At 51.2% G+C, this 12227-nt stretch carries 13 protein-coding genes; 6 read left to right on the forward strand and 7 right to left on the reverse strand.

The genetic code is table 11. The features are described from left to right. Positions 1-7: 7 nt before the first annotated feature. Complete coding sequence (parC, locus tag FHT67_RS05975) at positions 8-2461, forward strand: DNA topoisomerase IV subunit A (protein WP_132304845.1); 2454 nt, start codon at positions 8-10, stop codon at positions 2459-2461. On the opposite strand, the gene FHT67_RS05980 is transcribed toward parC, so the two are convergent. Continuing rightward, positions 2452-2619: a hypothetical protein gene (locus FHT67_RS05980; RefSeq protein WP_164775626.1), complete on the reverse strand. Its 168-nt coding sequence runs from the start codon at positions 2617-2619 to the stop codon at positions 2452-2454. The genes parC and FHT67_RS05980 overlap by 10 nt on opposite strands. A gap of 196 nt (positions 2620-2815) precedes the next feature. On the opposite strand from FHT67_RS05980, the gene FHT67_RS05985 reads away from it, so the two are divergent. After that, positions 2816-3220: a MarR family transcriptional regulator gene (locus FHT67_RS05985; protein ID WP_132304847.1), complete on the forward strand. Its 405-nt coding sequence runs from the start codon at positions 2816-2818 to the stop codon at positions 3218-3220. Between the two features lie 6 nt (positions 3221-3226). Here the strand turns inward: FHT67_RS05985 and FHT67_RS05990 are convergent, their stop codons facing one another. The 3 genes from FHT67_RS05990 to FHT67_RS06000 are packed head-to-tail and all read right to left on the reverse strand — an operon-like array spanning position 3227 to position 6119. After that, complete coding sequence (locus tag FHT67_RS05990) at positions 3227-4507, reverse strand: CapA family protein (RefSeq protein WP_208403117.1); 1281 nt, start codon at positions 4505-4507, stop codon at positions 3227-3229. A 17-nt stretch (positions 4508-4524) separates the two neighbouring features. Continuing rightward, on the reverse strand, positions 4525-5253 hold the full coding sequence (locus FHT67_RS05995; RefSeq protein ID WP_167196358.1) for an RluA family pseudouridine synthase: 729 nt from the start codon (positions 5251-5253) through the stop codon (positions 4525-4527). Then, positions 5253-6119 carry a class I SAM-dependent methyltransferase gene (locus FHT67_RS06000; protein ID WP_167196360.1) on the reverse strand — a complete coding sequence of 289 codons (867 nt, stop codon included), beginning with the start codon at positions 6117-6119 and terminating at the stop codon, positions 5253-5255. The genes FHT67_RS05995 and FHT67_RS06000 overlap by 1 nt, the downstream gene beginning before the upstream one ends. Positions 6120-6370: 251 nt before the next feature. On the opposite strand from FHT67_RS06000, the gene FHT67_RS06005 reads away from it, so the two are divergent. After that, entirely contained in the window at positions 6371-6958 is a 588-nt protein-coding gene (locus FHT67_RS06005; RefSeq protein ID WP_132304853.1) for a phosphatase PAP2 family protein, read from the forward strand. Between the two features lie 20 nt (positions 6959-6978). Here the strand turns inward: FHT67_RS06005 and FHT67_RS06010 are convergent, their stop codons facing one another. Next, positions 6979-7305, reverse strand: coding sequence for a helix-turn-helix transcriptional regulator (locus FHT67_RS06010; RefSeq protein ID WP_132304855.1), 327 nt, complete (start codon positions 7303-7305; stop codon positions 6979-6981). A gap of 141 nt (positions 7306-7446) precedes the next feature. Between FHT67_RS06010 and FHT67_RS06015 the strand changes: the two genes are divergently transcribed. Together FHT67_RS06015 and araA are read left to right on the forward strand one after the other, a co-directional pair. Further along, positions 7447-7635, forward strand: a complete 189-nt coding sequence (locus FHT67_RS06015) for a hypothetical protein (RefSeq protein WP_132304857.1) — start codon at positions 7447-7449, stop codon at positions 7633-7635. Between the two features lie 146 nt (positions 7636-7781). Continuing rightward, complete coding sequence (araA, locus tag FHT67_RS06020; protein ID WP_132304859.1) at positions 7782-9272, forward strand: L-arabinose isomerase; 1491 nt, start codon at positions 7782-7784, stop codon at positions 9270-9272. A 65-nt stretch (positions 9273-9337) separates the two neighbouring features. Here araA and FHT67_RS06025 read toward each other — a convergent pair whose 3' ends face one another. Continuing rightward, positions 9338-10402 (reverse strand): winged helix DNA-binding domain-containing protein, encoded by a 1065-nt coding sequence (locus FHT67_RS06025; RefSeq protein ID WP_243711569.1) that lies wholly within the window; start codon positions 10400-10402, stop codon positions 9338-9340. Positions 10403-10609: 207 nt separating this feature from the next. Here FHT67_RS06025 and FHT67_RS29660 point away from each other — a divergent pair, with 207 nt between their 5' ends. Next, entirely contained in the window at positions 10610-10828 is a 219-nt protein-coding gene (locus tag FHT67_RS29660; RefSeq protein WP_208403118.1) for a hypothetical protein, read from the forward strand. A 174-nt stretch (positions 10829-11002) separates the two neighbouring features. Here FHT67_RS29660 and FHT67_RS06030 read toward each other — a convergent pair whose 3' ends face one another. Then, complete coding sequence (locus tag FHT67_RS06030; protein ID WP_167196362.1) at positions 11003-12223, reverse strand: MFS transporter; 1221 nt, start codon at positions 12221-12223, stop codon at positions 11003-11005. Between the last annotated feature and the right edge of the window lie 4 nt (positions 12224-12227).

Here is a 12227-nt window from a genome sequence, read left to right on the forward strand (position 1 = left end):
TAACGGCATGGGCATGCTTGAACAGTTTTTACCGGCCTATTTGGAAGAGGTCGTCGGAGACCGATTCGGCCGTTATTCGAAATACATTATTCAGGACCGCGCGATTCCTGACGTAAGGGACGGGCTTAAGCCCGTTCAGCGCCGCATTCTTTATGCGATGTACGATTCGAACAATACCCCGGACAAGCCATACCGCAAATCGGCGAAAACGGTCGGGGACGTTATGGGTAACTACCATCCTCACGGCGATTCTTCCATCTATGAGGGCATGGTGCGGATGGCGCAGCCTTGGAAGATGGGGCATGTTCTGATCGACGGACACGGCAACTGGGGCTCGATGGATGATGACCCGGCAGCGGCAATGCGTTATACCGAAGCGCGCTTGTCGCCAATCGCCATGGAAATTTTGCGCGATATCGATAAACGAACCGTCCAATTCAAGGACAATTTCGATAATACGACAAAAGAGCCGGTTGTTTTGCCTTCACGTTACCCGAACCTGTTGGTGAACGGTACAAGCGGGATTTCGGCAGGCTTCGCAACGGAAATCCCGCCCCATAGCCTGCGCGAGACGATCGACGCTTGCATTGCCGTCATGGCTCGTCCGGAAATGACCGTCGAAGAGCTGATGGGCATCGTGAAGGGCCCGGATTTCCCGACCGGCGGCATTATCATGGGCGAGGAAGGAATCCGCGAGGCTTATACGACGGGCAAAGGCCGCATCTATATACGCTCGAAGGTCGAGATCGAGGATGTCCGCGGCGGACGCCAGCAAATTACCATTACGGAAATTCCTTATCAGGTCGTAAAATCCCGTCTTGTCAGCGCGATGGAAAATATCCGTCTCGAGAAGAAGGTAGAGGGGATCTCTGAGGTTAGGGACGAGAGCGGACGCAACGGGCTTCGTATCGTTGTCGAGCTGAAGAAGGATGCGGATGCGAACGGTATATTGGCATATTTGCTGAAGAAAACCGATCTGCAGGTCACTTACAACTTCAACATGGTTGCGATTGTGAACAAAGCGCCGCAGCAGCTTGGCATCAAGCAGATTCTAAGCGCGTATATCGACCATCAGAAGGAAGTCGTGACTCACCGGACCAAATATGAGCTTGAGAAAGCCGAAGAGCGTGCGCATGTCGTGGAAGGCCTCGTAAAGGCGTTGAATATTCTCGACGAAGTGATAGCGACCATCAAGGCTTCCAAGAACCGCGCCGACGCGCAAAACAATCTCGTAGCGAAGTATGACTTCAGCGAGCGTCAAGCGGATGCCATACTCACACTCCAACTGTACCGTTTGACGAACCTTGAGATCACGGCGCTGGAGAAGGAATTAAGAGAAACGCAGAAAAAGATCGCCTACCTGCGTTCGATTCTCGAGAGCGAGAAAAAGCTTCTGGGCGTGATCAAGGATGAGCTGATTGAAATCCGCGACAAATTCGGCATCGACCGCCGTTCGTCGATCCGCGGCGAAGTAGAAGAGCTGAAGGTGAACCTGGAGGTTATGGTTCAATCCGAAGACGTAATTGTTACGCTTAGCGAAGAGGGCTACATGAAGCGGACCAGCCTGCTGTCCTTCACCCGTTCGGGCGGCGACCTGCAGACGGCGGGAGTGAAGGAAGGCGACGCCATCAGCAGCGTTTACGAAGTAAACACGATTGACAACCTGCTCCTGTTCACCCGCAAAGGCCAGTACTACATGCTGCCCGTGCATCAAATTCCGGAGTTTAAATGGAAGGATACGGGAACGGCGGTCGTCAATATCGTGCCGATTCCGAAAGACGACTCCATCGTAGCCGTTATTCCGGTGAAAGATTTCAATATGCCGGGAGCTTCTCTTGTATTTGTAACGAAACGCGCGCAGGTGAAACGGACGGAGCTTAAAGAATACATGACAACCCGTTCCACCGCTATCGCAGCCGCCAAGGTTGCGGACGGAGACGAGGTTATCCGCGTTATGTTAAGCGACGGAACGAAGCAGCTGCTGCTGGTGAGCAAGCTTGGCATGAGCATTCGATTCAGCGAACAGGAAGTAAATGCAATGGGACGCGTCGCGGCTGGCGTACGCGGCATGCAGCTAAGGGAAGACGATGAGCTGATTGCGGCGGAATGGGTTGCGGATGACGAAGGCGAAGTGCTGGTCGTGACGGATTTGGGTTATGCCAAACGCACGCTGCTGCTTGACTATCCGCTTCAAGGAAGGGGCGGCAAAGGCGTTCAAACCTTCGAATTTAAAGAAGGCAAGCGCGTGAAGCCAAACGGCTCTGCTCTCGTCGCAGCTTTGTATTGCAAGGAAGAGTTGGGCATTATAGCGCTTACATCCCAAGGCGCCCAACTTGCGGCGTCGTCGGAAAAAGCGCCGATTGAAGACCGGAAGTCCATTGGACGCATCCTGCTGCCGATTGAGAAAAACGATGTTATCACGACGATCTTCATTAGACCTGATTTATCTCCTCAGTCATAAGGCCGGTTAGGCGGATCAAACCGTTCAATCAACCGAATGATCGCATCAAACATGACCCACATTGGCACCAGCTCATCCGGGCGGTCAAGCCATTGTGGGTCTTTTATGATGCCGTAGGCTTTTATCTTGCGAATGATTTCTGCTTTTTGGTCATCCATAGGGGATCACTCCTTCATGCATCGATTCGACGAATTGGTCAGATGCCTATGCCCATTGTATGTCTACTGTTGTCAGAATGTTCGACTTTATCGCGATTAATGACTCAAATTATTAATCGGGTTAACCTTTTATTCGACATTAGCGAATGTTATAATTGGTATAAATGAGAAAATTGGACAGGAAGCGGGTGCTGATATGGTTTCTGAAGAATTTACTCGTCTGTGGATGAAGATGACAAGAGATTGGAAGGATAGTTTGGAAGAGGGGCTTGCGCCTCTGACGGAAGGCCAACTGAATGTGCTTGATATTTTGCTGCGGCATGAGCCGATGAAGCCTTCTGAGCTTCTGCAGTATCTTGCTACGACTCCTGCTGCCATTACAACCTTGCTCGACCGAATGGAGCGTAACGAGTTAATTGTACGTACAAGAGACAATCAAGACCGCAGGATTGTGTGGGTATCCGTATCGGAGAAAGGAAGAAGCGAGGCCCAGCGCGGAACGGAGGTCCGCTCCAAGCTTATTGGCGATTCGCTGGACCGTATTTCTTCCCATAACCAGCAGCTTCTTGTGTATCTGCTGGGCAAAGTCGCAAACGCTTAACTAGCTTTATCGTGAATCCGTGTTTAACATAGCCCGCAGACGATTGCGAAGAACCTTTAGCGTTTGTTTCATGGAGTTGTAGTCGTCCGACGTAAGCAAGCTGTCGCTAGCGGCTGCAATCGTCTGCTCTACCGGCAGGATGCGGTATTTGTAATAGCTGCCCGACAAGTAACGGTGTACCCATGTAGGAGTTGCTTCGATATCCGATAGCTCGATAGAGCCGTCGGATTTATTTTTTCGTACGGTAACTTTATAGATCACGCCGTAATCCTTTGTATCGCCGCGCTGCGCGGAAATGAAATTGCCCATAGAATAAATAATGAGTCCTTGTCTTTTATGTCCGTTCGCGTCGGTCGTATCAAGTACCTCGTACGGTTGAATCACATGGGGATGGGAGCCGGCAATAATATCCGCTCCTTCGGCTACCAGCTTGCGGGCCAGCTTTTTCTGTTCATCGTTAGGCGTTGTCTGGTATTCGATGCCGAAGTGCAGGGCTATCGTTACGAAATCCGCGCCAAGCTTCTTCAGGCGGTGGATATCGTTTATCATCTTCTGCTCATCGATTAAGGAAACGGCGTACGGTTTGCCCTTCGGAAGCGGGATTCCGTTCGTTCCGTAGGTGTAAGCAAGCAGTCCCATCTTAATGCCGTTATGTTCGACGATGACGGGAGTATCCGCTTCTTCCTGGGATTCCGCCGTGCCTTTGATAACAAAAGGATATTCCTTGAGATGCTGCAAAGTGAGCATCAGCGCTTTATCGCCTTTATCGAGCGAATGATTGTTGGCGTTGGTCAAGATGTTGAACCCGGCATATTGCAGCGCGTCCAGCAGCTCTACCGGAGCGTTAAAGCTTGGATAACCCGTGTAGCCATAAGCAGGACCGGCAACCGGCGTTTCCAGATTCGCCATAACCCAATCGCCTTGCTGCAGGATTGGTTTGACTTCGTCGAAGAAATAATTGAAGTTGTATGTCTTCGTCTTGCTGTCATACGCGCCGGGCAGCTCCGGTTTGTGCATCATAATGTCGCCAACGGCCATCCATACGGCCTCATCGTATCGCGGGGTTGGCACCGGCGTTGGCGTCGGCTCCGGGGCTGCGGTTGGAACAAACGTAGGGTCCGGAGTGGCTGCAGGCTCTGCGGAAGGTTCAGGACTATTCGAGACGATAGTCGGTTTGACCGAATCCTGCTTTAGAGTTGTCGAAACGATAATCAAGATTCCTGCTGCCGACAGCAGCAGGAGAAAGAAATGAATGGTCAAGCGCTTCTTGCTTCGCATTCTGCGCATGAAGGGCGGATCCCTCCTTAAAGGTAGATGCCGGATGCTTCCTCGAGCTGATCGCGTGACCACCAGGACCATGCGGGAGAACCGTACGGTATGCTGCGGAAGCATTGGAGCTCTTTCGTAACCGGATGAGGCGCTTCCACCGAAGTAGACCAAAGGGCGATATCGGTTACGGAAGCCGTGCCCGGAGCTCCGTATTTGCGGTCTGCGACAAGCGGACAGCCGATGTAAGCCATTTGGGCCCTGATTTGATGCGGTCTGCCCGTATGCAGCTTAACGGCGATCAGGGAGTAACCTCCGGCCTGTGCGCATACCTTGTACTCCAGTATGGCTTCCTTTGCGTCGGCTACCGGTTCCTTGAATACGGTTACTTGATTGCGTTTCGCGTCTTTGCGGATGTAATGGCGAAGACGGTCCTGCTGCTTTGCCGGTTTGCCGTGAACAACGCACACATAAGTCTTGCCGAAGGTCCGGCTTCTAACGGCTTCGGACAAGCGGGATGCCGCTTTGGAGGTTTTTGCGAACAGCATCGCGCCGCCAACCGGCCGGTCTAATCTGTGAACAAGGCCGAGGAAGACATTCCCCGGCTTGTTATGGCGGATTTTCAGATCCTGTTTGATTAGCGTAAGCATGTCGGGATCCCCGGTCTCGTCCTCTTGGGAAGGAATACCGGGGAGCTTGACTACGGCAATGATATGATTGTCTTCATACAATACCGGTATTTGAATTGCATCGTTTCCGGCAGCCATTATTCCGACTCCCAGCGTCCGAGAATGCCGCAAGGCAAATGCAGGCCGGATTGCGTGATCGGCAGGCCAATCTCGCCGCAGTTGATCATGCCGCCGAATTTGCCCTTCATCGTCGTATGCAGCAAATTGTGAAGCACGGTCGGAGACAGGCCCGTCGTATAGGAGTTGATCAGCAGGAACAGCGGGTTGTCCGAAAGAATAGTCGTGCAGAACTCCAGGAACGGATACAGGTTCTCTTCCAGCTTCCAGGTTTCTCCGTTAGGTCCGCGTCCGTAAGAAGGCGGATCCATGATGATCGCATCGTATTGGCGGCCGCGGCGCTGTTCGCGCTGCACGAATTTGAAAACGTCATCCGTAATATACCGGATTGGGGCGCTTTCAAGGCCGGACAGCTGCGCATTTTCTTTTGCCCACTGCACCATGCCTTTGGAAGCGTCCACGTGCACGACTTCCGCGCCGGCTGCCGCCGCGGCAACCGTAGCTCCGCCGGAATAGGCGAACAGGTTCAGCACGCGGATTGAACGGCCTGCGGAACGGATTTTGTCCATCATCCAGCTCCAGTTCACCGCCTGTTCGGGGAACAAGCCGGTATGCTTGAAGTTGGTCGGCTTAATGTGGAATTTGAGCTCGCCGTAAGCGATGGTCCAGCGCTCCGGCAGGCTGGATTTGAATTGCCATTGCCCGCCTCCGGAGGAGCTGCGGTGGTAATGTCCGTCTGCTTTTTTCCAGGCACCGGATTCATCGGCGATCGGCCAAATGATCTGAGGATCCGGACGGCGGAGAATATATTGGCCCCAGCGTTCAAGCTTGTCTCCTGCCCCAGTATCGATTACCTCGTAATCAACCCATTTATCTGCTACGTACATGTTATAGTGATCCTTCCTTGGTGTATAATTTTCGTTGTATTATAATGAAGTCTTCGACTATTATAACGAAGCGTACCAGATGAAGCAATTAGAGGAATGCTTGCGAAGCAAGAATCGCCGCAAAAAGCGCGTGACAATTCTTTAGGTTGTTGCTTACGAAGCAAGAATTGCCGCAAAAAGCGCGTGACAATTCTTTTTAGGAGGGACTTATTATTCGAAAACAAGGGTGGTTAATCGGTTTAACGGCAAGTTTGATTATCTTTATCGCAGCTGCGATGCTGGCTTCGCGGCATGAGACCTCGCAGCTGGATGAATCGGTTGCGGATTGGTTTGCAAGCATACATAGCGGCACCTTAACCGATTTGTTCAAGGCGATGACAGCATTGGGTTCAACGGTCGGCATTATTGCCATTACGCTTTTGCTTGCGGTATGGTTTGCCTGGAAGCAGGGGTGGAAGAGCGCGGTTCTGCTAATTGCGGGGGTAGCCGGGGCCTATGCGGTGAATACGCTCGTGAAATCAGGCTTCGACCGGGCAAGACCGGCAATGGCCTGGGGAATTGAAGCAGACGGGCCCAGCTTTCCCAGCGGCAATGCCATGCTGGCGATTGTGATGTACAGTCTGGCGGCGGCCTGGGTTTTAGCGGATCGAGGTATCAACCTTACGGTTAAGTGGATTACGGCTATAATCGCCATTGTATTGATCATACTAATGGGTGCGTCGCGTTTATATTTCAGCGTGCATTACGCCACGGACATTATTGGCGGTTACGCAGCCGGATTCGTAATCGTATGCCTGGTGATGGCGCTTGCAAGGGGAAAGAGGCTTAGTAGCCGCTAGTCAAAGTGAACAGCGGCTAATTAAGACTCCCGGATAGCGTCCAACATTTTGTCAATGGATTCCCTGCGTTTGTCTTCGTCCATGGTATTGAGCAGACGGATAATTTCAACCGTATCTGCCGCAACCTGAGGCTCTGTGCCGCGCGTATCGCCATCGATGATAAAATCGGTGGTGACCTCGAAAAAAGCGGCAAGCTTAATCAAGGTTTCGTACACGGGCTGCCGGTTGTTGATCTCGTAGTGGCTGTAAGCGGATCGCGTTATTCCGATGGATTGTGCAACTATTTCTTGCGATAAGCTTCGCTCGCGGCGCAGCTCCTTCAGGCGATCTCCCATCGTCAAGGTCATTCGCTCCTCACATTGGTTATCATTCAAGCGATATGTTACACTCACTAATAGTAATTTATGATACAAATCGTATCATTGTCAAGCTTAATATGAGAATGTTACTAATATTATAGAAATATTTAGGAAAGGTGATAAGAACGAATGGTTTTGACTTTTGAATGCGAATGCGGCAATAAAACAGGACTTTTTGCAACCGGAGACCGCGACGAAGCGGGAAGAGAATTCATCGAGCTGGAAGATGATGACCGCTTGACTTATACCGTAGGGGAAGACGGAGTATTGTTTAAATGTAAGTTTTGCGGATACACCTATCGTATGGATAAGTTATAAAAGCAAAAAAATATCAAAATGCATATTGAAATCCGGGCATGTTCGGAGTAGTATAGAGGATAAGTTGTACGTACAACTTATCCTCTATTTTGGTTTGGTTTTTCGACCATGTACGTACAAATTCATTCCAGCTAGGAGGAATTATGGTGTTATCCATTAAACCCTATCAATTTTGGTTTGTGACAGGCAGTCAGCATTTGTACGGTCCAGAGACGCTCGAAGAGGTTGCCGTGCATTCGCAAAGCATTACCGCAGGATTAAACGAAGCTTCTAACCTTCCTTTCGAGATTGTATACAAACCGGTAGTGACAACGCCGGAGGAAATTTACAAAGTTTGCATCGAAGCGAAAGCGGATTCAAATTGCGCGGGCGTTATTGCGTGGATGCATACCTTCTCGCCGGCGAAAATGTGGATCAGAGGGCTTTCCGAGCTCCGCAAGCCGCTTCTGCATTTGCATACCCAATATAACCGCGATATTCCTTGGGATTCCATTGACATGGACTTTATGAACACGAACCAGTCGGCTCACGGCGACCGCGAGTTCGGCCATATTTTTGCCCGTCTCGGAGTGGACCGCAAGGTGGTTACCGGACATTGGCAGGATGGCGAGGTTCAATCCCGCATCGGCGCTTGGATGAATTCCGCTGCAGCGTCCATGGAGAGCAAGAATCTGAAGATCGCGAGATTCGGCGATAACATGCGTCAAGTAGCGGTAACGGAAGGCGATAAAGTCGAAGCGCAAATCCAGCTTGGCTGGCAGATTGACGGCTACGGCATCGGCGACCTGGTTGCCAGCATGAACGAAGTCAGCGATGCGGAAGTACAAGAGCTGCTGAACGAATACAGCGAACGTTACGAGATTGCAAGCAGCGTCCGCGACAATGCCGCGTCCTGGGCAGCTATTGAAGAGCAGGCAAAAATCGAGCTCGGCATGAAGCGTTTCCTGCAAGCGGGAGGTTACACGGCATTCACAACAACCTTCGAGGATCTGCATGGCATGAAGCAGCTTCCGGGTCTGGCCGTTCAACGTCTGATGGAGCAAGGTTACGGCTTCGGCGGCGAAGGCGACTGGAAGACTGCGGCGCTTACCCGCATTATGAAGCTGATGGCCGGCAATGTTGGCACGTCCTTCATGGAGGACTATACGTACCATCTGGAAAACGGCAACGAGATGATTCTTGGCGCTCATATGCTTGAGGTATGTCCAACCATTGCGGAGAGCAAGCCTCGCATTGAAGTTCATCCGCTCGGAATCGGCGGCAAGGCCGATCCTGCGCGTATTATCTTCGACGGTAAAGCAGGCGAAGCCGTTAACGCTTCCCTGGTTGACCTTGGCAACCGTTTCCGTCTAATCATCAACGAAGTAGACGCGGTTAAGGTAGAGAAGGATATGCCTAAGCTTCCGGTTGCCCGCGTATTGTGGAAACCGCGTCCATCCCTTCGCGATTCGGCGGAAGCATGGATCTATGCAGGCGGCGCGCATCATACGGTGCTGTCGTACGTAGTAACGACGGATCAGCTTGTTGATTGGGCAGATATGCTCGGCATCGAGGTTGTCGTGATCGACAACAACACAACAATCCGCCAGTTCCGCCAAGAGCTGCGCTGGAACGAACAGAGCTACGGCCGCCGTTAATTCGTAAGGCGGGCAAAAGGGGCCATTCCATTGTCATAGACAAGGGATGGCCCCTTTTATCCGGGTTAATTCAAAATCATTGAGAAACGGATTTCATGAGAAACACCGGGAGCGGCGAATTTCAGCAGTTTTTCGCCCTCTTGCATCAGATCGAGTTGTTCCTCTTGCGTGAGGGGGCGGAACGGATCGATAAGAAGTGCTGCCTGCCCGGAGTTACGCTCGATGGACCACAACCCTTCAATATAACCATTCAATAGAATCGTTGAGCGGAGGATACCGTTAGCCGTAAAAATTCGTTTGACGTATATAGGAGCCATGACGCGCGAGCGGTCGGCAATACCAAGCAGCATGGGGTCAAATTCTCCAAGGAAGCGTACCGGCGGAATGACGCCGGGGTCGGGACGAGGAGCATCGGGCAGATCAAATAACTCATTTCCTTGTTCGTCTCGGAAAATAACAAGACCCGGTCGAAGCTTCTCGAAATAATCCTTAAGGCGGGTGAGACCGGACCAAGCTTGCATATCCTTAACGGATGCGGGGCCATAGGCACCCAGATACCTCAGGACAAGCTGTTCGACGTCCGGCTGCTCAAGCAAAGACTGCCTCAGCCACATCTCCGCAGAAGTATGAATGGCCTGACCGCTTTCTCCCCACAATCCGCGTGGCGGAACTTGAACGAGGGGGACAAATGTACGTATAGCTGCCGCAAGTGCCTCCGGATCGGCATCCGGCCAATGTGGGGCAAGCAGCTTGCCAAGCTCGTTTAAGGTGAGAGGGTTATCCTCCACGAGTCTTCTTCCTTCCGAAGCAAGAGCGTTCATATCAACGGAGGCAAGGCATTTGCCATAGCTGCCCTTGAGCGCACGCTCTTGTACAGCCTGGACCCAAGGTCTTAGAAGCAGACAGTCGTTAGCCGATACCAGATGAAGAGTGGAGCGCATCAAAGCGATCCTTACCGCCTGTCGATTCGAGATGAGCGAGGCTAAATCGTTTGGAGTAAATCCCTCAAGCCTTGTCCAAAGCGAGTAGTAAGGTGCTTGGGGAGCTTGGGCCTGCAAACCGATAAACCACTCCAATGCATGGAGAATCGGCGAATTCGAACGTGCGAGCAGCATTTGTCTTGCTAGCATAGCCCGGTTTAGCTCCAATGCATTTATGGGCATGCCTTCACGAGTCATAGTAACCAGCGCCTTTTTATATAGAATCTATTTCCAATTAGATTAGCTTCAATCGGTGCAAGTTACAAGTCTTGGAAGGGAAATTACAACTAAAAGGGATTCAACCATGCATATAGAATTATTCATATTTGGAAAATAAAGCATGATTGGAGGTGCGTTGTGGCATCGATTCTAGAGTTAAAGAGAACGAATCAATATTCCAATTGGCTGAGGAATTTCAAAGTGTTCCTGAACGGCATCGAGTACGAAAAATCGCTAACGATGAAACCATCCGCTATGAGCTGGAGCCGGGGGAGTACGAATAATATCTTAAGATCGATTGGTGCGGGAGCAATCGTTATTCGTTTACCGTACAGGAGAATGAGATTATTCAATTAGAATGCGGATGCCCGATCAGAGGTTGGAAGTTTTTGTTGCAACCGTTTATAATGCCTTACTATATCTTTTTTAATCTAGACAAATATCTATATATCAAATCGAAATAAAGCCGGCAACGGAAGCGGGACATCAGCCAATCATTGGCGTTCCCGGACTTCCGTGCCGGCTTTTTCTTTATACCGCAGTATTCTCGCGAGCGGCTGCAGGCGCGGCAGCCCGGCTTTTTCTTTCGGTAAACAGACTGACCAGGTAAACCAGCATAAAGATGACCATGGCTACGGCTGCCCAGCGGTACATAACGGAATAGCTGGAAGCAGAAGCGACGATACCCAGCAGCATGGAGCCTACGGCTACGCCGAAATCAATCGTGTTGTAATACAAGCTGTTCGCGAAGCTGACTTGATGCGGCGCGGCCTCGCGCAGCATCCATGCTTGCGTTGTCGGCTGGATCGCGCCAAAACCAAAGCCGTACAGCAATGCGGACACGATGATCAACGGAAGCGACTCCGCATAGGACAAAATGATCAAGCTGGCAATGACAACAAGGGCGCCGGGGATCACGATGGGCATCGGTCCACGGCGATCGAATAGCTTGCCGGAGATCGGACGGATAATAAAGACGGTAAATACAATAAACAAGAAGAACAAGCCAATCTGTTCAATATGCTTTTGCGCGCCATATAGCGCAATGAATCCAAGGATACCGCCGTAAGTAACGGACATCAATACATTAAGAATAGCGGGCACCATCATGCGTCCGGTTGAGGATGCCGGTTCGCCGGCTTCCGGTTTGTTTGCAGGTTGTGCAGCCTTAGCCGGCTGCTTCGGAATACTGCGCATAACCATGAGGAGCGGAATGATCAGTACAAGGGCTAGCGTACCGATCATCGCAAGCGTCGTAAATCCGAATTGCTTGATAACGGATAGACCAATCATCGGTCCAAGGGACATAGCGATACTGGTCGATAAACCGAAGTATCCAATGCCTTCTCCGGTTCTTTGCTTCGGAATGATCTGCGACACCAGGGTAGGGATAATGGTACTCGTCATCCCGAAGCCGATGCCAAACAATGCGCGAAGCACAAGAAGAGATGTCATCGAGTTGGCGAACGGATAAAGGACGGTTGCCAATGCGGCTAACACGAGTCCCGCAAACAAAATAACGTTGCGATGAACCTTGCGAAGCAAGGCCGCGGTGGCGAAACGCGTAACGATCGCGGCTAGGGCGAACAGGCTTGTAACGAGACTTAGGGCAAAGTTATTCGGATGAAACTGCTCTTTCGCGTAAGTAGGGAATGGAGACAGCAGCATTTGCAGGCTCAAGAACAGCAGCAAGTAGCTTACCGTCAAGGTTACAAAAGACCGGCTCCATAATTTGTCTGGTTGTATGTTCATGTTG

The organism is Paenibacillus sp. BK720, assembly GCF_011761545.1.
Classification (GTDB): Bacteria; Bacillota; Bacilli; order Paenibacillales; family Paenibacillaceae; genus Pristimantibacillus.